The following is an 18,387-nucleotide window of genomic DNA, read 5'->3' as shown; positions in this document are numbered from 1 at the left end:
GACCTGATTCACACGCGTTGCGCAAGAATGCACTCCATGTTTCGCCGGTCTCTCTCACTGGGCGTGTCGCTCCTGGTGTTGCAGGTGGTCATCGTGCTGATGACGACCTGTGCCGCCGGGTTGTTCGCGGCCAAGTTGCAGAGCGACCGGATCCGCGAGGCGTACAAGGACCGGATGCTGTCCGTCGCGTTGAGCGTGGCCCGGCTGCCGACGGTGGTGCAGGCGTTCGACTCGCCAAACCCGTCCGCGACCATCCAGCCGCTCGCCGAACTGATCCGCAACGCCTCCCAGGTCACCTACGTCGTGGTCACCGATCACAACGGCGTCCGGTACGCCCACCCCGATCCGAAACGCATCGGCGAACGCGTCTCGACCGATCCGAGCACGCCGCTGTCCGGTGACGTGTTCGTCGGCACCGAGACCGGCACGCTCGGCACGTCCCTGCGGGCGAAGGTGCCGGTGCGGGCCGAGGACGGACGGATCATCGGCATGGCCTCGGTCGGCATCCTGGAGAGCCAGCTGTCCGACGACCTCGCCGAGGACCTGCCCGAACTGATCGGGTGGCTGGCCGCCGCCGCGTTGGTCGGGGTGCTCGGCGCGGCACTGGTCACGCAGCTCGTCCGGCGCCGCACGTTCCGGCTCGAACCGGCCGAGATCGCGCAGCTGCTGGAGACCAGGGACGCGATGCTGCACGGCATCCGCGAGGGCGTGGTGGCCGTGGACGACCGGCAGCGGCTCGCGTTGGTGAACGACGAGGCGATGCGGTTGCTCGGCCTCACCGACAACCCCACGGGACAGCCCGCCGAGGAAGTCCTCGACGACGGGCTGCTGGATCTGGCGCGCTCGGTGGACGACGTAGCGGACCGGCTCGTTCTCGCCGGCGAACGGGTGCTGGTCGCGAACCGGATGACCGCAAAGACGCACGACCGTGCGGTCGGTGTGGTGCTGACGTTGCGCGACCGCACCGAGCTGCACGACGCGTTGCGCGAGTTGGACGGCCAACGGACCGTCACCGAGGTGCTACGCGCGCAGGCCCACGAGTTCTCCAACCACCTGCACGTCATCGGTGGACTGCTGGATCTCGAACGGCAAGCCGACGCCGTCGCCTACATCGAACGGGTCGGCGGCGCCGGCTCGCTCACCGCGGACATCATCGACGGCGCGAACGCGGACCCGGCGCTGGCGGCGTTGCTGCTGGCCAAGTCCTCCACCGCGCACGAACGCGGCGTGGAACTGCGGCTGGATCCGGAGAGCTCGGTGGACATCCGCGCGGGCGACGACGCGTTGACCGTGCTCGGCAACCTGGTGGACAACGCGGTGGACGCCGTGGAGACCGGGGGTATCGTGCGCGTGCTCGTGCGCTCGTCGGTCACCGGTGTGCGCGTGGTCGTGGACGACGACGGACCGGGGGTGGCGGAGTCGCAACGCGGACGTATCTTCGACCTGGGCGTCAGTTCGAAGGACGCTGAGGGAGCGCACGGCCGGGGGATAGGACTCGCATTGGTGTCGAGGGTGGTCACCCGGCGCAGCGGCCAGGTGGCGATCACCGACTCGGAACTCGGCGGCGCGTCGTTCGACGTGTGGCTGCCGGAAACGGGGAACCGATGAGCGTGCGGACGCTGGTCGTCGACGACGACTTCGCCGTGGCCGCGATCCACCGCGGTTTCCTGGAGGCGATGCCCGAGTTCGAGGTGGTCGGCGAGGCCCACCGCGGCGGCGAGGCGTTGCGGGCGGTGGAAGCGCTGCGGCCCGACCTGGTGCTGCTGGACATCCACCTGCCCGACATGTCCGGGCTCGAGGTGCTGGCCCGGTTGCGCGCCCGCAGCGGACCGCCGGTCGACGTCATCGCGGTCACCGCCGCGCGCGAACGGGAGACCGTGCGGCAGGCCATGTCCCGGGGCGTGGACAACTACCTGGTCAAGCCGTTCACGCGGACGGCGTTCATCGACCGGATGCGGGAGTACCTGGCCCAGCGGATCGAGGTGCAGCGGCTCGGGCAGGTGCTGGACCAGGACGAGGTCGACCAGCTGATGCACCACCGTCCGCGCAACCTGGTGATGCCCAAGGGGTTGTCGGCCGTGACGCTGCGGCTCGTGACGGATGCGTTGCGCGACAGCGACAGCGACCTCTCCGCACAGGAGGTGGGGGAGCGCGCCGGGATGTCCCGGGTGAGCGCGCGCCGTTACCTGGAGCACCTGGTCACGATCGGCAAGGCCGAGGTGCAACCGCGGTACGGCATGGCGAACCGGCCCGCGCACGGCTACCGGCTGACCTGAGCGTCCCAGTCGATCCGGTACTGCTGGTCCTTCGTGAACGCCTTGGCCCCGAACGTCTTCATCACGATCGGCATCAGCAACCGCGTGAAGAATCCCGTTTCCCGCTTATCGCTGTTGGTCCTGGCCGCGCGCGCCGTGATCCGTACGTCGTACTCCACCTTGACCTGATGGGACACAGTCAGCTCGCGCAACCGTTGGTAGAGCTCGGCCCGCGTCACGACGCGTCTCGTCTCCTGCCAACTGTTCGTCCCTGAGCATTGGCCATCACCATGTGGTGCAAGGGTTCGCCGAAGTCAGAAGCCAGCCCGACGTAGCCACACGCCGGGCTGTACAGCAGCAGTCGCACTGAGACCGAGCGTTGCTCAGGAGACCGGCATGTGGAAGGCGGCGAACAGCCTGTGCGATCCGACCGGGGATGTGGCCGGACAGAATGGGTCCGTGGATTCCCTGGAGACGACGCCCCAGACCCGAGTTCGTATGAGCAGGCAGAAGTCGAAGGACACACAGGTGGAGATCGCCCTGCGCAAGGCGCTGCATGCTGCGGGGCTCCGCTACCGGGTGCATCAACGTCCGGTAAGCGGAGTGCGACGTGAAGCGGACGTTGTGTTCACAGCGGCCAAGGTCGCGGTGTTCGTCGACGGTTGCTTCTGGCACGGATGTCCTGAGCATGCGACGTGGCCGAAGAACAACGCTCAGTTCTGGCGGGACAAGATCGAAGGAAATCGGCGACGCGACGTCGACACCGACGCACGTTTGGCGCAGGAGGGATGGTTGGCCGTTCGGGTGTGGGAGCACGAGTCGGTCGAGGTTGCCGCTGATCGGGTGAAGGAAGCGGTCGTGGGTCGAAGGAGGCCGAAGTAGCACAACCCGCCATGGCAGCGATGAGACCCGTACGGGGGACAAGCAGGCGGCCTGTATGTCGAAATTTGATTCCCGTAGCGCTGTCAAAATTCAGCTGATAGTGTGACGTGGCCCGCCCCAGCCGGAGCGAGCTACGGGACTGGAGGCTGTTGCTGCGATGAGTCCACAGCAGGGAGAGAAGTTCGGCTCCTGGTTGGCACGCCAGCTCCGCCGGGCGGGCATGAACCAGGCAGAGCTCGCCGACGAGCTCGAGATGACCCGTGCCGCGGTGTCGGCTTGGATCAACGACCGCGCCGAGCCACGTCCAGAGACGCAACGCAGGATTGCCGCCATTCTCGGCACCGACTCGGCGTCGATCTACAACAGGACCGATGTCGCACCGGATCTGCCGCTTCAGTGGCATCACCGATCCGCGTACAAGGACGGTGGTCGTGAGTACGGCAACGCCGCTGCCTTCGCGTTCAACGCCGATCTGTCGGCACTGGCTCGCGAGGCGACGCAGAACTCACTGGACGAGCGGTACGACGAGCGGAAACCCGTTCGGGTGCGCTACACGTTGGAAGAGCTGACCGGCGAACACCTCGACCAGTTCCTCGCCGCACTCCACTGGGACGAGCTTCGAGAGCACTACGACGAGGCTGCGTTGTTGGAGCAGAAGGTGTCCCGAAGCCTGAAGGCCGCGCTTCGCGACCTGGACGAGAACAAGAGCCTGATCCTGCTCCGCGTCGACGACTACAACGCGGCAGGCCTCACCGGTGACGAATACGGCGACGGTCGGTACACCGCTGTGGTCCGAAGGCAGCTCGACAGCCGCAAGGAGTCAGGTGCGAAGGCGGGCGGGTCGTACGGGCTCGGCAAAGTTACTCTCTGGGCCACCAGCCGGTTCAACCTCGTGCTGATCAATTCGACGCTTTCCGAGTCGTACGAGGGGCGTACCGAACGGCGCGTCGTGGGTCGGGTGGACCTGCCTTGGCGCAAAGTCGGGAATGAGGCCTACGCGGGTCCTGCCTGGTTCGGCCAAGCCGACACGGAACCGAACCGACAGCAGGTCTCCCGATCGTGGTGGGCGGACGAGCAGACTGTCCGCGATCTGCATCTGGATCGATTGTCTGATGAGCCTGGCACGTCGTTTCTCATCGTGGGGGCGCATGATGCGTCCGGAACCGCCGAGTCTTTGAAAGACATGCACGAGAAGCTGGTCATCGCGCTGGCCGAGGGGTTTTGGGCGGCCATGGTCGGCGGCAATGACGGTGGTCCGTTGTTGGAAGCCAGCGTCGTGGCGATGCGGAACGGTCGTGTCGTTGTCGACGAGAAGCGGGTCGATCCGCATACCAGCCACCCGGCGTTGAGCCGGGCGTTCAAGGCGTACCTCGACAGGGACACGGTCGAGGAATTGACGACGAGCACTCAGGTTGCGCGGGCCGATGTGACGCTCGTCGTTCCGCCGCGCAAGTCGGACAAACGGAAGCAGGGCGGCGGGCATCATCGCGCTGTTCTTCTTGTCACTCCCGCTGGCGAAGATGACGATCCGGTCAACCAGGTCGTGTACATGCGGGGAAATCGCATGACGGTGATGAGCAAGCGACCACGTGAGCTGCCGCTTGGCGCAACTCGATTCCACGCGGTGTTGCTGGCCGGGTACGCCACCGAGCAGACCGGTGCCGACGTCGAACTCGCCGAGGAGTTCCTCCGCGCCTCGGAGCCCCCCGAGCACAACGACTGGAAGCACACCGAGGAGCTCACGTCGGTCTACGCCCGTGGTGCCCTGAGCCGACTCCGGGAGTTTCGTGTCGAGATCGACAAAGCGGTCCGTCAGCTCGTAGGGCGCCGCACGACTGTGCGAGGCGAAGGGCCTGCGGCGTTGCGGGAACTGCTGAAACTGGATGTGTTCGGACCTGCCGGCTCCCGTAGCAGGCGGAACGTTCCGCTGGTGGAAATCACCCGAGGTGACCTCGATGACACCGGAGCGTGGAACGTCTGGGTTGATCTCAAACTCCCGGAATCGGACAGCACCTGGCGGCTGACCCCGATCGCGAAGTTCGACGTGCGGTCTGGGGGGCGGCCCGTGGTCGCGTGGAAGGAGATCGTGCCCAGGGACAACTGCCGTGAAGAGGACGGAAACTTGGTGATCGAAGCCGGTGTGCGGTTGGCCTCGTTCTCCGGCATCACGGATCCGTCCTCGCATCCGGTTCACGGCAATCTTGCCGGGTTGATCATCGACATCCAGAAGTCGCGCGGAGGTGCGCTGTGAGGCCCTTCCTCAGCTACCCGAGGATTCCTGACACGGTCGAACTCGAGATCGTCTCTGTTTCCGTGGACGGCAGGGATCTGCCGTACTCGCAGATCTCCCGAACCGAGAAGACCGTGGCGCTGCACCAAACCGGGCGCGGTGACTGGGACTTGGCCACGTTGCACCTAAAGGCCGTTCTGCCGGATCAAGAGATCGCCGACGGACCGTGGTCCGACGTCGTGTGTTTGGCCGTGCTCTCCGAGAACAGCACGAACGTGCGATCCACCGCACGGCTCGCCAAGGGACGCGACGGCACTTGGCAAGGGAAGATCGAACTGGTGCGAGGCCGACACCTCCGCAGGGCGGTCCTCTCTCTCGCTGTCGTCGGCGAGGTCAACGGAGTGCCGGGTCGCGCCATCGGCAAGTCGGAAGCTCCCTGGTACCTCGACCTGAAGGAGTCGACGCCGCGTCGCCAACGCGAGATCAAGATCGTGGAGGCCGACTTCCGTGAGGCATCTGAGGAGTGGCTGCGTGGGTTCAAGGACTCCGCGTGGGTGGTTGCGACGGTCGAAGATCCGGAGATCCCGATCGTCTACCTGAACACGTCCGGGGTGGAGGGGCTTGTCGAGGTCCTCAACGGCACCAGCGGTTCCGCGGCGGAAAAGGTGCTGCGGGACACAACGACGAGCCAAATCGCCCAAGATGCCTGGATCGCCATGTTCCACACGGCGGTGAGCAACCTCGACCAGGACGACGACGGGACGCCGATCATGCCGACCGGCTGGCAGGAGCCCGTCCTGAAGATGATGTTGCCCGATGTCTTGCCAGGCAGACAGCTGACCGACGCGTTGCGCGAGATCAACGAATGTCGGACCAGCGGTGCCGGATGGGCGGAGCTGCAGACGAACATCCAGTTCGCAGCGGGCAAACGCAGCCAGATCGCGAAGAAGTTGACCGGCGCGGTGCGCACCGTCGACCGCGAGGAGAGGAGCGAACCCTGATGAGTGAGTTGCCTGCAGTGGACTTCCCAGCTGTGCTCGGACTTCTCCCCGACACGGCCGTGACCAAGCATCTCAGCCATGCGGTGCAGGCCGGCAAGGACTTCTTTGTGCCGTCGGCGCTGCGCAGAGCGGTTGACGCCGAGTTTGAGGACCAGCCCAGGTGGCACGTGGGACCCGTGCGCGTGCTGGTGGACGAGGCGATGGACCGGTTCGAGGGGCGGAGGTCCAAAGCCGATGTCTGGCTTGCACCACGACTTCACGCGACGTTGCGCATGACTCGTGCGGAGGCGGCCGACAGCCGGCTCTGGAACTATCTCGCGATGCTCGTCGCCCCTGACTACGTGGTGTGGCGACACCGGGGCTCGAAGAGCGGGATCGCGAAAACGTCACGGTTCAGCGGTCGTCACGACTTGCAAGCGTTCGCACGGTTGTGGTGGTCGGCCGAGCTGTTCCGTGACGGCTCCGACTACCGCCCGGTGGAACCATTTTGGGCGTACCAGGACGCCGTGAACAGCATCATGCGATTGGAGATCATCGACCACCGCCCAACCGCGGCGGCGATGGTTCGCATCGTGGAGCGGTTGGCCAACGAAGGCGTGCCCAACGCTTCCGACCACGTCAACGGCTTGTCCAAGGCGGTCAACGCCGCAGGCAGCACGCTGGTGTTCGACGTCATCGCGCCTGACTCGCCCGTTGACCACGATGCGCGCCTCGACTGGATCGCCGAGTCCGCTCACGCGGCCGAGGTTCCCTGGGACAGGTTGCCGGACGGCCCGGACGACGGGGCGGTGGACAAGCGTGCTGTGGACGTCCTGGTGCCCATGTTCGAGAAGCTTCTTGCCGAGGCTCCACTCAGGGTGCGCTCGAAGAAGGACGCGGATGACGACGACTGACCACCGGCATTCGCAACAACAGGATTCAAAGGGGCGGAACATCCACATGACGGCAGTGTCGGACATAACTTCGGAAGATGATCGAGGGCGGGCTCGCCTCAGGTCGTTGGAGCTGTGCGCCGGTGCCGGGGGGCAGGCGCTCGGACTTGAGAGCGCGGGGTTCGACCCGGTCCTGCTCATCGACAACAAGGACTACGCGGTCGAGACCTTGCGGATGAACCGTCCGAGTTGGGACGTCCGTGAGATGGAACTCGCCGGCTTCGACCCGGCTGAGGACCAGCGCGCTTACGACGTCGACCTGCTGTCCGCGGGCCTGCCCAGGGTGCAGGCCTCGGCTGACCGCAAGCGGTCTCGCGGCAGCGCCACGGAGCTGGCGGTACTGCGAGACACCGTCCTGCTCATGCACGGTGTGCAGCCTCGGGCGTTGCTGATCGAAAACGTTCCGGAGCTCGTCACGAAGGACATGTACCAGGATGCGAGGACGGACGTCGAAGCAGAGCTCGAGCACCTAGGTTATGGATTCCGTTGGCTGGTGATCAACGCCGCTGACTACGGGGTGCCCCAGGATCGAAAAATGGGCGTTCTCGTTGCGTTCAAGAACAAGTGTGCGGACTCTTTCGAGGTGCCGCCGATACAGGACTCTCAGCCCACGGTCGGCAGCGCGCTGTTCGAGTCCATGGCGTCTCGGGGATGGGAGCAAGCTGCAGAATGGGCTGGGCAGGCGGATCGACTCGCCCCCACTCTGGTGGGTGGTTCGGAGGACAGGGGAGGGCCTGACCTCGGACCACGCGGATCGAAACGTTTGTGGGCTGCGATGGGTGTGAACGGAGGCTCCATCGCGGACGTTCCGCCCGGAGCCGGTTTCCGGTGGGATCCGAACGCCGGAACCGAGAGCATGATCAAGCTCACTGTAGGCCAGACCGCGCTCATCCAAGGATTCCCGAAGGACTGGCGGTTCGCGGGCGGCAAGACCAAGCAATGCCGTCAGATCGGCAACGCTCTGCCTCCGCCGGTGGCGCACGTACTTGGGCAGGCGATTCGCGGGGTGTTGGAAGAACACTGACCCGCCCTCACCTGGCTGCGGCGCAACACCGGATAAACTCCCGCTCCATGATCCCTGAACAGTCTGTGTCCCATGAGCCTGGGAAGATCCACATGGTGGATCTCTTCGCCGGGCCCGGTGGGCTGGACGTCGCCGCACACTGGTTGGGCATGGCGGTGGATGGGATCGAATGGGACGCGAACGCGTGTGCCACCCGAGCCGAGGCCGGGCTGGCCACCTGGCACGCCGATGTGCGGCACCACAAGCCTGCGGACTTTGAGAAAGCCACGGTCCTGGCAGGTGGCCCACCTTGTCAGACCTACACCGTGGCAGGTGGCGGCGCCGGTCGCCGTGCGCTGGACCAAGTGCTTCGATACGTGAAGCGCATGGCGGCCGGTGAGAACGTCAAGGAGAGCTTGGCCGACCTGGACGACGAACGCACCGGACTCGTGCTGGAGCCGCTGCGGTGGGCGCTGGAGGCCGTCCACGAAGGCCGTCCCTACGAGGCGATCATCCTCGAGCAAGTCCCTGCGGTGCTTCCCGTGTGGAATGCAGTGCGTGAAGCGCTGGAAGGCGTTGGGTACAAAGCCGATTGCGGCATCTTGCACACCGAGATGTTCGGGGTGCCGCAGACGCGACGCCGGGCGATTCTGATTGCGCGGCGTGACTGCAAGCCAAGCCTTCCCATGCCGACGCATCGACGCTACCGCAAGGGTGTTCCTTCCTCAGAAGGGGATGCTCAGCTGTTGCCGTGGGAAACTATGGGCAGCGCAGTCAAGCGGGAATCGCCGTACATGGTGATTTCCAACTACGGCACCGGAGGGGACCCCAAGCTGCGCGGTAGGCGCACGTCCGACGAGCCGTCTGCCACCGTCACCGGGAAGGTGTCGCGCAACCGCTTGGTCACGTTCGATGAGCACGAGCTCGAGCTTGACCGGTTTACCGAGCAGGAGGCAGGACGTCTGCAGACGTTCCCTCGCGACTACCCGTGGGCAGGGAAGGATCGCTCCCAACAGATCGGCAATGCCATCCCCCCGAGACTCGCGGCTCATGTTCTTGCTGCGGCGATGGGATGGAAACTTGACGAGAAAGCCCTTGACGCTGCTGTTGACGGTGACTGGAAAGTCACCAAGAAGAGCATGCCTCTGGCCGTGAAGAAGATTGAAGAATAGCGACAACTGCGTGTTGCGTGAACTGTCCATCGTGGACAAATGGTGAGTCGGTGTCGGATGACACCGACTCACCGAGGCTGCTCAGCAGTTGTAGCTCTTCGTCGAGATGTCGCCGTAGTACGTCACGGCCTTGCCGTGCAGGATCGCCTTGACGTCGTTGTCGTTGAGGCGCTGTTCGTAGTGCAGGTGGGTGTAGGTCTGACCGCCGCTCTTGCCGACCGTGCCGACTCGCGCGCCGCGCGCGACCTTCTGGACGTCCTTCACCGCGACCGAGCCGAGGTGGGCGTAGTAGGTGGTCCAGCCGCCGCCGTGGTTGATCACGACGTAGCCCGAGGCCGCGTAGCGCACGTCGACGGTGCCGCCGGCGCTGGCGATCACCGGTTTGTCCTTGTCGGAGTCCCCGCTGCCCATGTTGAAGTCGATGGCGTACAACGGTTTGTGGTTGGAGCGCGTGCCGGCGCGCCAGATCTGGCCGCACGGGAACGGCATCTCGAACGCCGGTCGCGCGACAGCGTCCACAGTGGACTCTTCGGCGGTGGCGGTGGTCGTGAACGCGAGCGGTGCCAGCAGCGCGAGCGCCGCGGCGGCCGGGCGACTGATCCTCATGATTTGCCCCTCTCCAGGCGAAGATCCCGATGGCTGAAGGCTGGCAGCGGGGCTCGACCGGGACCAGAGAGGGAAATCCCTCCCCTGTGACATGATCGGTCGCATGAGACCTGGGGGCAGGATTCTTGGACTGGTGGCCGCGCTCTTGAGCCTGGCCGGATGTACGAGTCCGGAGATTCTGCCGGATTGGGAACCGGAGGTCGCGCGGCCGATCACGGTGACGACCACGCCTTCGTCCGTGCCTTCGTCCACGCCGCCGTCGTGCGACACCGGGCTGCGGTTCACCGAGGTCGGCGGCGACTCGGCGATGGGCCTGCGCATCCGAGGGATCGAAGTGGTCAACTGCGGCGCGCAACCGCTTGAGCTGAACGGATACCCGCAGGTCAAGCTGCTCGACGAGCAGTGGCAGCAGCTGGACGTGCAGATCCTCGACGGGTCCGGCGGCATCGCGTCGGTCGAGGGCTTCGACACCCCGCCGCAGCCGATCACCCTGCAACCGGGAGAGCGCGCGAAGAGCGCGTTCATGTGGAAGAACACGAACACGTCGATCGACCCGCCGCTGGTCGGCCGCCACGTCGACATCGCGGCCGTGCCGGGCGGCACCTGGCAGCCGCTGGTGCCGATGCCGCCGGGCGACGACTTCCACGTCGACCTGGGCAGCACCGGGCGAATGGGCGTCCGCGCCTGGTACCGCTAGTCGCGGTGCTCTTCGTGTCGGGCCGGTTAACTCTTCTGGCAGAACGGCACTTCCGTGTTCTCATGACGACATGTCGACCACCGCGCTCCTGAGCTTCACGTTCGTCGCGCTGCTGACCGTCATCACGCCGGGCCTGGAAACGTTGCTGGTGCTCAGGACCGCGCTGCTGGTCGGCCGCCGCGCCGCGATGGGCGTCGTGGTGGGGAGCACCCTGGGCTGCCTCGTGTGGGCGACCGCCGGACTCGTCGGCCTCACCGCGCTGCTGCAGGCGTCCGAACTGGCCTACGACATCGTCCGCTGGCTCGGCGCCGGCTACCTGATCTACTTGGGCGCCAAGGCGTTGTGGCAGTCGTTTTTCTCGAGGCACCGGCATCCCGCCGAGGCTGACGAACCCGCGCCGGTGCCGTCGGTGCGCGCGGCCGTCCGGGTAGGACTGCTGACGAACCTGCTCAACCCGAAGCCGGGTGTCTTCTACCTGTCGCTGCTGCCGCAGTTCCTGCCCGTCGGACAGCCCGCGTGGGGCGGCGTGCTCGTGGCCATCCACCTCGGCATCGGCCTGTTGTGGTTCCCGATCGTGATCACGGCCGCCGGCCGGGCGCGTGCTTTCCTGCTGCGGCAACGGACTTTGCTGGACCGCCTCTCCGCGTCCGCACTGATCGCCTTCGGTCTCAAAACGGCGGCGGACGCGCGCTGACGTGTGATCTGATGTGCTCATGTCGACTGCCGCACTGCTGAGCTTTTCGCTGGTCGCGCTGCTGACCGTCATCACGCCCGGCCTGGACACGGTGATGGTGTTGCGGACGGCGTTGCTGAGCGGCAAGCGCGCGGCGTTGGGCGTCGTCCTCGGGATCACGCTGGGGTGCCTGGTCTGGGCGGTGGCGAGTCTCGCGGGCCTGACGGCGCTGCTCACCGCGTCCGAACTGGCCTACGACATCGTCCGCTGGCTCGGTGCCGCCTACCTGATCTACCTGGGCGCCAAGGCGTTGTGGCACTCGCGGAAGGCCGTGTCACTCGACGACTCGCGTCCGGTGCCGGGCGCCGGGGCGTCGTTGCGCGCCGGACTGCTGACGAACCTGCTCAACCCGAAGGTCGGCGTCTTCTACCTGTCGCTGCTGCCGCAGTTCATGCCCGCCGGACAGCCCGCGTGGGGCGCGGCACTGGTGGCCGTCCACCTCGGCTTCGGCCTCGTGTGGCTGCCGATCCTGATCGCGATGGCCGGTCGCGCCCGTGCTTTCCTGTTGCGTCAACAGGTCCTGCTGGACCGCCTGACCGCATCGGTGTTCGTCGCACTGGGGCTGAAGCTGGCGTTCGAAGCGCGCTAGTAGTCCAGTCGGGTGAACATCGGCTACCCCGATCAGAATGCGCAATTTTGCCGATGCGTTCGTATGAGGGCCTGGGTGAGATTGATGGTCCGGCGTCGAGCTCAGCGTCGGACGGGCACTCCCGGTGGGTTGGGTCGGCCACGGTGATGACCGTGATCATCCGGGGGGAAGTGATCGCGGGGCGTTGGCTCAGCACACCGGGTGCCCGTGCAAGTCTCAGGTTTCAGTGCTGGCCGGTGGCGGTGCGGTGCCAGGCCGCGAGCGCCACCCGGTTCGGCAGCCCCAGCTTCGCGCGGATGTTGACCACGTGCCGGTCCGCCGTCCGCGGCGAGATGAACAGCCGGGCCCCTATCTGCTTCGACGTGAGGCCGTCCGCGACGAGCCCGGCGATCGTGAACTCCTGCCTGGTCAGCCCACCCGGCAGGGCGGGTTTGGCCGGTCGCCGCTCGGAGTCCGGCACCGGTTCGAGAGCGAACTCCATCGCCTGCTCGTACCGCAGGTCGGCGCCCAGCGTCATGATCACCGGGTAGTCGTCGCCGAGCGCCCGGCGGACGGTCCGGTCGGCGCGTTCCAGCATCTTGTGGAACGGCCTCATGCTCCCGAACGAGACCCGCGAGATCCGCTCCTGCGAGCGCAGCGCACCGAGCAGACGGGCCGCACGGTCGTGCGCACCCAGTTCCGCGCACGTGCAGGCGAGCAGCCACAGGTTGTACGCGGGACCCCACGCGTCGCCGAGCACGAGCTGGATCCGCAACGCCTCCAGTGCCAGCGGGTGCACCTGCGCGGGGTCTCCGTGCACCAGCTCGTAGAGACCCTGCTGCCAGAGTCCCCAGGCGTGCGCCCAGTCCGCGCCGCTGTCCTCGCCCAGCCTGACCAGCCCGGCCGTGGCCTTCTCCGCCGCCTCGGCGTCCTGCAGGAAGCACGCGGCCATCGTGTGCAGCAGCTCGGTGATGTAGGTGTCGCCCGGCGACGCGAAATCGCGCGAGAGCTCGACGACGTGCGCGTACAAAGGCACGCAGTCCGCTGAACCCTCCACGTAGAAGAGGTGCGTGGCCTCGACGAACACCAGGTGCACGTCGGTCATCGGCAGCCGCGGCAACGCACTGGCCTCGTTCATCAACGGGATCGCCGCCGCCATGTCCCCCTGCGTCTGCGCCAGGTAGGCGATGTGCGCGAGCAGCGACGTGCGCAGCGGCGGCTCGGTGATCACCTTGAGCGCCACCGCGAGCAGGTCGCGCGCCTGGCCGAGCATGCCCGCGAACGACGTGAACCGGGTGCGCTGCACGTTCATCGCCATGAGCGTGCCGATCTCGGCCAGGTCCGGGGTCTCGAGCGCGTACCCGATCGCGGCGCGGATGTTCGGCCACTCCTCGCGCAGCCGCCCCATCCACAGCGCCTCGTCCGGCGAGAACCACGAACGGGTCGCCTCGTCGACGAACTCGCTGTAGTGCAGCACGTGCCGGCGCAACGGCTCGTCCGCGCTCGCGAGCAGCCGGGCGCCGAACTGCGCCACGGTGTAGAGCAGCCGGTAGCGCGTGCGCCGCGTGACCGGACTCGTCGTCGCCACCACGATCGACTTGCGGACCAGCGCGGACAACGGCTCCAGCACGTCCGCGCCCACCACCGCCTCGGCCGCGGCGCGGTCGAAGTCCGCGGGGAACACCGACAGCGTTCCCCACAGCTGCCGTTCCTCGTCCGTGCAGTGCCGCGCCGACCACTCGAACGCCCGCTCCAGGGTGGCGTGGTGGGCCGGTCCGTGCGTGTCGCCGATCAGCAGGTCGAACCGGCGGTCGAGCTGGTCGAGCACATCGGTCAGTGACATCTCGGCCAGCCGCGCGGCCGCGAGCTCGATCGCGAGTGGCAGCCCGTCCAACGCCCGGCACAGTGCCGTGACCTCGGGCAGGTCGTGCTCGGTCAGCATGGCGCCGGCCGCGTCCGCCCTCTCCAGGAACAGCTGCACGGCGTCCTCGTCGACGGTCAGCGGCGGCACGCGCAGCAGATGTTCGCCGTAGACGCCGAGCTGTTCCCGCGAGGTCGTGAGGATCGTCAGGCCCTCGCAGTCCCGCAACAGGTGGTGCACGAGGTGCCGCACGGCCTCCAGCAGGTGCTCGCAGTTGTCCAGCACGAGCAGCAAGTGCTTGTCGTACAACGACTCCACCAGCCGGCCGAGGCCGGCGTCCGGCGAGTTGTCGACGATCCGCAGCTCGGCCGCGACCGTGCGCGCGAGCAACGCCGGATCCTTGAGATCCGCGAGCCGCACCTCCCAGACCCCGTGCTGGAACGCGGACGCCCGTGTCATGGCGCGCCCGGTCTCCACGGCGATGCGTGTCTTGCCCACACCGCCGGCACCCACCAAGGTGACCAGCCTGGCCTTGCCGAGGAGCGCCTCGGTTTCGGCGAGCACCGCCCGGCGGCCGATGAACGTCGTGGTCTGGGCAGGCAGATTGCCCCGCACGGTCATCGGCGCATCTTCGCTCAGTGACGCTCAGGTGTGATGATGAGGCTCGCCTCACCACCCTTTCGGCCTAGCGGGTTCGACCGTGCGTGGTGGCCCGCTCACGAGTACGAATGATCATCTTGGTCGCCAGTCGCAGCCCCTGGCGCGCGTTGAGGTGCGGCAGGTAGGCCCGGCTGACGGCGTTCGCGATGCGGGGCAGCGCCGCGGAGTCCGGGTAGGCCATGAACATCGGCCGGTACGTCGGCTGGAACTTCGCCTTGAACGCGAACAGCGACCGGAACCCGTAGACCGGCTCCAGCACCTGCCCGGTGAGGTCCAGGACGCGCTGCAGCGCCCGAGGACGTTCGCCTCGGTCCAATCGGGCCAGCGGCGCTCCCGACAGGCTCAGGAACCGCGCCCCCTCGGCCTGGAGCTGCTGCGCCGCCGAGGCGATCAGGAACTCCATGGAGCCGCGGAAGCCGTGCGTGCGGCGGCGCATGAAGTCGAGGGTGTACCCGACGACCTCACCGTCGGCGTACACCGGCAGCCAGCTCGTGATGCCGTGCACCGTGCGGTCGGCGTCCACGGCGAGCAGACAGCGGACACCGTCGCCCGCCAGCTCCTCCAGGCCGCCGAGCGTGAACCCCATCTCGGGCAGGCCCTTGTCCGCCACCCACTCCGACGAGATCGACCGGATCTGGTCGGTGATCGCGTACGGAGCGTTGGCGTACGTGCACCACTCGGCGGTGATGCCCTCCTTCCCGGCCTTGTTCAGGGCCGTGCGCACGTCCTGCCACTTCTTGCCGGTGAAGCTCAGCGTGTCCAGCTCGATCACGGTGTCCTCGGCGACCTGCACCGCGGACCACCCGAGGCTCTCGACCGCCTCCCGCGTCTGCCCGCCCACGCTGTACAGGCACGGCGTCCAGCCGTTGCGCGCGCAGAACTCGGCGAACCCGCGCACGGCGTCCACCGGCGCCGGACCGATCGGGTCGCCGACGGTGAGCGCGATCGTCGCCACCACCCGGTACGCGATGGCCGTCTCACCGTCGGGCGTGAACCAGTACTGGTTGCCACGCCACGTCGTCATGTACGACAGCGACGAACCGCCGTAGCGCAGCATCAGCTCGCGGGCGTGCGCCGCCTCCTTCTCGCACGAAGACGGCCACGCGCGCCACGACGCCATCAGCAGGCCCGCCAGCACGATCAGCCAGAACACCACGCCCGTGTACTCGAACAGCAGCGTGCCGATGAACCCCTCGGCGGAGAACTGCAGCGGCACCAGGTCGAGGTAACCCGGCGGCAGGAACCTCGTCGGCAGGTCCGCGAGCAGTTCGGTGAAACCCGGCTCCGGCCTGAACTGGTCGCGCACCAGGTACCCGCCGAAGACGTACAGCGCCGACAGCAACCCGATGCTGCCCGCCGTGAACCGCCAGAACTTCCTGACGGCATGCCGAGGCAGCCGCACAGCGAAGTGCTTGCGCGTCACCAACAGCACCACGGTGATCGCGAGCGGCGCCAGCATCGGCACGCCGAACGAGACCACGAGCTCCAGCAGGCTGGCGTCCGGAAAACGCGCGACGTACACGACGTACGAACCGATGAACGCCGCGAACGCCACGTTGAACACCAGCGCCGACCGCCACGCGAACCGCCGGCCGCGCCGCAGCCCTTCCGCCAGCACGAGCAGCAGCAACGCCGGCAGCAACGACATCACGAGCGCGGGGAACCGCCCGTACGACAGCTGAACCACCATCGTCCGGCACAGCTCGACCGCGTCCGAGGCGCACATCGCGTCGACGTCTTCCGACGACGGCTGTGCGACCGCCACGACGTCCGCGAACCACCACAGCGGGCCGTTCGGATACGGCGACATCATCGACACCACTGGCCCGAGCGCCGAAGCCGCGAGCAGCAGCGCCACCAGCACCCGCGTCTCCTGCAGCGAGCGGTTCGTCCGCTCGCCCCGGCTCTTCAGGAACAACGCCCCGATCAGCAACCCGGCCACGCCACCGGACAGTCGGAGCAGGTCTTCCAACCAACCCGAGTACAGCGTAAAGACCAGCACCGACAAGATCATCAACAGCCGGACCCGGCGCCTCCACAACGGCGGCAGCCGGAACGTGAGCGCGAGCGCCAGCCCCACCCCGCCGATCGACGGCCCCGCCGCGACCTCGCCCACCAGCGACTCGAGCCAGCCCCAGTGCACGTTCCGGCCGACCAGCACCAGCCCGAGCCCCAGGAACGAGCCGATCACGTGCGAGGACAGGAAGATCGCCGCCGTGCGCAGCGCGCCGAACGAGCGCTCGGCCAGCGGGCCGAACGCGAGCAGCAGCACGGTGGTTCCGACGTAGCCCAGCAGGTCCATCGACCAGAGGGCGGAGGTGAACACGGTCCACACCGGACTCCCGGTGCCGAACCCCGTGACCGCGAGCAGGTCGCCGCTCGCGTCGGCGATGGCACCGGTCAGTGCCCCCGCGGTCCAGAAGACGACGAGGAACGTGCAGGTCAGCGGCGCGGTGCGGAACAGCCGGGCGATCATCTGACCAGCCCTGTCCGCTGCGCGAGCCACGGCAGCGAGCTGTAGAAGCCCGGCCGCCACACGTTCCAGTCGTGTCCTCCCGGCAGTTCCTTCCACTGGACGTCCATTCCGGCCTTGCGACAGGCCTCGAACACTTCGACCTCGGCCGGGCGGTAAAGATCGTCGCCCTGGCCGGCCACGATCACGCCCGCGATCTGCGGGAACCGTTGCCTGGCAAGGATGTCCATGGGATTTACGCGGATGAACGCCGCTTCGTCGCCGCCGAACGCGGCCTTGACCGTCTCGGCGCGCGTGCCGAGCGTGGGCTCCCGCTGGCCGGACAGGTTGATGAAGTTTCCGTACACGTCAGGCGCGCGCACTGCGAGCTGAAGAGCGCACGTGCCGCCGTGTGAGAAGCCCGCGATCGTCCAAGCTTCACGGCGTTCGTCGACCGTGAGGCGTTCTTTGATCCACTTGGGCACGTCGCGGGCCAGGTAGCTCTCCACCTGGCCCAGCTTCGAGTCGAGACAGAGCGTGTTCGCGGTGGTCGAACCGAGCTGGTCGGCCATCACGACGATCGGCGCCAGGCCGTTGTGGGCGCGCGCGAACGCGTCCATGTTCTCGATGATCCCGCCCGCGTCGTACCAGTCGCGCGGCGTGCCGGGCTGACCGGAGAGCAGGACGATCACCGGCAGCCGCGGCCGGGGTTTCGCGGTGTACGCGGGCGGCAGATAGATCCACGCCGGGCGGGCCCGGAACGTGCCGGGGATCTCGATCTCGGACAACGTGCCCTTGTCGGGCAGTCCGGTGGTCTTCCAGACGTCGGCGAGGGTCTTGCCGGGCGGTACCTCGAGCACGTCCGAGGGCGTGTCCTCCTTGTCCGGGAGGTTCACGCTCGGGTTGTGGAACAGCTGCATCACCGCGCGCGTTGTCGGGTACTGCCCGAAATACGCGTTGGTGGCCGTTATTGCGCTTGTGACGACCACGATCGCGGCGATCACGCTCAACACACGTCCGTACCATCGCGACGGACGTAGTCGTGCAACGGCGAGAGTGAACGCCACCAGTGCCAGGCCCAGCCACACCATCAGGATGACCGGCATGGGTTCGGGCCATGGTTTCCACAGGTTGTTGACGACGAGCGTCAGCCCGGTCACGAAGAGCGCGCACGCGAGCACGGCGATCGGCAGCACGCGAACCCACCAGGTCCGGTTCTTCCGAATCACGAGGTATGTCAGAGCGAGCGCGGCAGCGACGGTGGCGGCCTTCGGGATCGGTCCGTTTATCAGGGACAGATCCAACGGGCTGAGCATGCCGATGATTCTTCAGGAA

General features: G+C 67.1%; 16 protein-coding genes. 11 read left to right on the top strand and 5 right to left on the bottom strand.

Annotation, left to right across the window (positions count from 1 at the left end; translation table 11 throughout):
* Window positions 1-36 precede the first annotated feature (36 nt).
* Together G7043_RS42385 and G7043_RS42380 are read left to right on the top strand one after the other, a co-directional pair.
* Window positions 37-1,608 (top strand): ATP-binding protein, encoded by a 1,572-nt coding sequence (locus G7043_RS42385; RefSeq protein ID WP_242643286.1) that lies wholly within the window; start codon window positions 37-39, stop codon window positions 1,606-1,608.
* Window positions 1,605-2,276: a response regulator gene (locus G7043_RS42380; RefSeq protein WP_166054419.1), complete on the top strand. Its 672-nt coding sequence runs from the start codon at window positions 1,605-1,607 to the stop codon at window positions 2,274-2,276. The genes G7043_RS42385 and G7043_RS42380 overlap by 4 nt, the downstream gene beginning before the upstream one ends.
* On the opposite strand, the gene G7043_RS42375 is transcribed toward G7043_RS42380, so the two are convergent.
* The gene (locus G7043_RS42375; protein ID WP_166054417.1) at window positions 2,261-2,494 is read right to left on the bottom strand and encodes a hypothetical protein; all 234 of its coding nucleotides are present in this window, start codon (window positions 2,492-2,494) and stop codon (window positions 2,261-2,263) included. The genes G7043_RS42380 and G7043_RS42375 overlap by 16 nt on opposite strands.
* A 157-nt stretch (window positions 2,495-2,651) precedes the next feature.
* Between G7043_RS42375 and G7043_RS42370 the strand changes: the two genes are divergently transcribed.
* The 6 genes from G7043_RS42370 to G7043_RS42345 all read left to right on the top strand — a co-directional run bounded on the left by G7043_RS42370 (window position 2,652) and on the right by G7043_RS42345 (window position 9,475).
* On the top strand, window positions 2,652-3,137 hold the full coding sequence (locus tag G7043_RS42370; RefSeq protein WP_166054415.1) for a very short patch repair endonuclease: 486 nt from the start codon (window positions 2,652-2,654) through the stop codon (window positions 3,135-3,137).
* 157 nt (window positions 3,138-3,294) lie between these two features.
* A complete protein-coding gene (locus G7043_RS42365; RefSeq protein WP_166054412.1) occupies window positions 3,295-5,388 on the top strand; it encodes a helix-turn-helix transcriptional regulator in 2,094 nt (697 codons plus the stop codon).
* Window positions 5,385-6,368 carry a hypothetical protein gene (locus G7043_RS42360; protein ID WP_166054410.1) on the top strand — a complete coding sequence of 328 codons (984 nt, stop codon included), beginning with the start codon at window positions 5,385-5,387 and terminating at the stop codon, window positions 6,366-6,368. Before G7043_RS42365 ends, G7043_RS42360 begins: the two co-directional genes overlap by 4 nt.
* The gene (locus tag G7043_RS42355; RefSeq protein WP_166054409.1) at window positions 6,368-7,261 is read left to right on the top strand and encodes a DUF6339 family protein; all 894 of its coding nucleotides are present in this window, start codon (window positions 6,368-6,370) and stop codon (window positions 7,259-7,261) included. The genes G7043_RS42360 and G7043_RS42355 overlap by 1 nt, the downstream gene beginning before the upstream one ends.
* Window positions 7,248-8,324 (top strand): DNA cytosine methyltransferase, encoded by a 1,077-nt coding sequence (locus G7043_RS42350; protein WP_242643284.1) that lies wholly within the window; start codon window positions 7,248-7,250, stop codon window positions 8,322-8,324. The genes G7043_RS42355 and G7043_RS42350 overlap by 14 nt, the downstream gene beginning before the upstream one ends.
* A gap of 47 nt (window positions 8,325-8,371) precedes the next feature.
* Window positions 8,372-9,475 carry a DNA cytosine methyltransferase gene (locus G7043_RS42345; RefSeq protein ID WP_207312451.1) on the top strand — a complete coding sequence of 368 codons (1,104 nt, stop codon included), beginning with the start codon at window positions 8,372-8,374 and terminating at the stop codon, window positions 9,473-9,475.
* A gap of 81 nt (window positions 9,476-9,556) precedes the next feature.
* Here G7043_RS42345 and G7043_RS42340 read toward each other — a convergent pair whose 3' ends face one another.
* The gene (locus G7043_RS42340; protein WP_166054407.1) at window positions 9,557-10,081 is read right to left on the bottom strand and encodes a M23 family metallopeptidase; all 525 of its coding nucleotides are present in this window, start codon (window positions 10,079-10,081) and stop codon (window positions 9,557-9,559) included.
* A 133-nt stretch (window positions 10,082-10,214) separates the two neighbouring features.
* Here G7043_RS42340 and G7043_RS42335 point away from each other — a divergent pair, with 133 nt between their 5' ends.
* From G7043_RS42335 to G7043_RS42325, 3 genes are all read left to right on the top strand, one after another.
* Entirely contained in the window at window positions 10,215-10,778 is a 564-nt protein-coding gene (locus tag G7043_RS42335; RefSeq protein ID WP_166054405.1) for a DUF4232 domain-containing protein, read from the top strand.
* 70 nt (window positions 10,779-10,848) lie between these two features.
* Complete coding sequence (locus tag G7043_RS42330; RefSeq protein WP_166054403.1) at window positions 10,849-11,472, top strand: LysE family translocator; 624 nt, start codon at window positions 10,849-10,851, stop codon at window positions 11,470-11,472.
* Between the two features lie 19 nt (window positions 11,473-11,491).
* Entirely contained in the window at window positions 11,492-12,100 is a 609-nt protein-coding gene (locus tag G7043_RS42325) for a LysE family translocator (protein ID WP_166054401.1), read from the top strand.
* Between the two features lie 223 nt (window positions 12,101-12,323).
* On the opposite strand, the gene G7043_RS42320 is transcribed toward G7043_RS42325, so the two are convergent.
* From G7043_RS42320 to G7043_RS42310, 3 genes are all read right to left on the bottom strand, one after another.
* Window positions 12,324-14,561 carry an ATP-binding protein gene (locus G7043_RS42320; RefSeq protein ID WP_166054399.1) on the bottom strand — a complete coding sequence of 746 codons (2,238 nt, stop codon included), beginning with the start codon at window positions 14,559-14,561 and terminating at the stop codon, window positions 12,324-12,326.
* A 64-nt stretch (window positions 14,562-14,625) separates the two neighbouring features.
* Complete coding sequence (locus G7043_RS42315) at window positions 14,626-17,076, bottom strand: rhomboid family intramembrane serine protease (RefSeq protein WP_166054397.1); 2,451 nt, start codon at window positions 17,074-17,076, stop codon at window positions 14,626-14,628.
* On the bottom strand, window positions 17,073-18,368 hold the full coding sequence (locus tag G7043_RS42310) for an alpha/beta hydrolase-fold protein (RefSeq protein ID WP_166054395.1): 1,296 nt from the start codon (window positions 18,366-18,368) through the stop codon (window positions 17,073-17,075). Before G7043_RS42310 ends, G7043_RS42315 begins: the two co-directional genes overlap by 4 nt.
* Between the last annotated feature and the right edge of the window lie 19 nt (window positions 18,369-18,387).

The sequence above is a fragment of the Lentzea alba genome, assembly GCF_011067745.1.
Lineage (GTDB): Bacteria > Actinomycetota > Actinomycetes > Mycobacteriales > Pseudonocardiaceae > Lentzea > Lentzea alba.
The sequence above is the reverse complement of the archived record's forward strand: the minus strand, read 5'-3'. Positions and strand labels throughout refer to the sequence as shown.

What these genes read in the sequence shown, in the direction of transcription:
- G7043_RS42385 (WP_242643286.1), top strand. Translation starts at nt 37, where the DNA reads ATGTTTCGCCGGTCTCTCTCACTGGGCGTGTCGCTCCTGGTGTTGCAG.
- G7043_RS42380 (WP_166054419.1), top strand. Translation starts at nt 1,605, where the DNA reads ATGAGCGTGCGGACGCTGGTCGTCGACGACGACTTCGCCGTGGCCGCG.
- G7043_RS42370 (WP_166054415.1), top strand. Translation starts at nt 2,652, where the DNA reads ATGTGGAAGGCGGCGAACAGCCTGTGCGATCCGACCGGGGATGTGGCC.
- G7043_RS42365 (WP_166054412.1), top strand. Translation starts at nt 3,295, where the DNA reads ATGAGTCCACAGCAGGGAGAGAAGTTCGGCTCCTGGTTGGCACGCCAG.
- G7043_RS42355 (WP_166054409.1), top strand. Translation starts at nt 6,368, where the DNA reads ATGAGTGAGTTGCCTGCAGTGGACTTCCCAGCTGTGCTCGGACTTCTC.
- G7043_RS42350 (WP_242643284.1), top strand. Translation starts at nt 7,248, where the DNA reads ATGACGACGACTGACCACCGGCATTCGCAACAACAGGATTCAAAGGGG.
- G7043_RS42345 (WP_207312451.1), top strand. Translation starts at nt 8,372, where the DNA reads ATGATCCCTGAACAGTCTGTGTCCCATGAGCCTGGGAAGATCCACATG.
- G7043_RS42340 (WP_166054407.1), bottom strand. Translation starts at nt 10,081, where the DNA reads ATGAGGATCAGTCGCCCGGCCGCCGCGGCGCTCGCGCTGCTGGCACCG.
- G7043_RS42330 (WP_166054403.1), top strand. Translation starts at nt 10,849, where the DNA reads ATGTCGACCACCGCGCTCCTGAGCTTCACGTTCGTCGCGCTGCTGACC.
- G7043_RS42325 (WP_166054401.1), top strand. Translation starts at nt 11,492, where the DNA reads ATGTCGACTGCCGCACTGCTGAGCTTTTCGCTGGTCGCGCTGCTGACC.
- G7043_RS42320 (WP_166054399.1), bottom strand. Translation starts at nt 14,561, where the DNA reads ATGACCGTGCGGGGCAATCTGCCTGCCCAGACCACGACGTTCATCGGC.
- G7043_RS42315 (WP_166054397.1), bottom strand. Translation starts at nt 17,076, where the DNA reads ATGATCGCCCGGCTGTTCCGCACCGCGCCGCTGACCTGCACGTTCCTC.
- G7043_RS42310 (WP_166054395.1), bottom strand. Translation starts at nt 18,368, where the DNA reads ATGCTCAGCCCGTTGGATCTGTCCCTGATAAACGGACCGATCCCGAAG.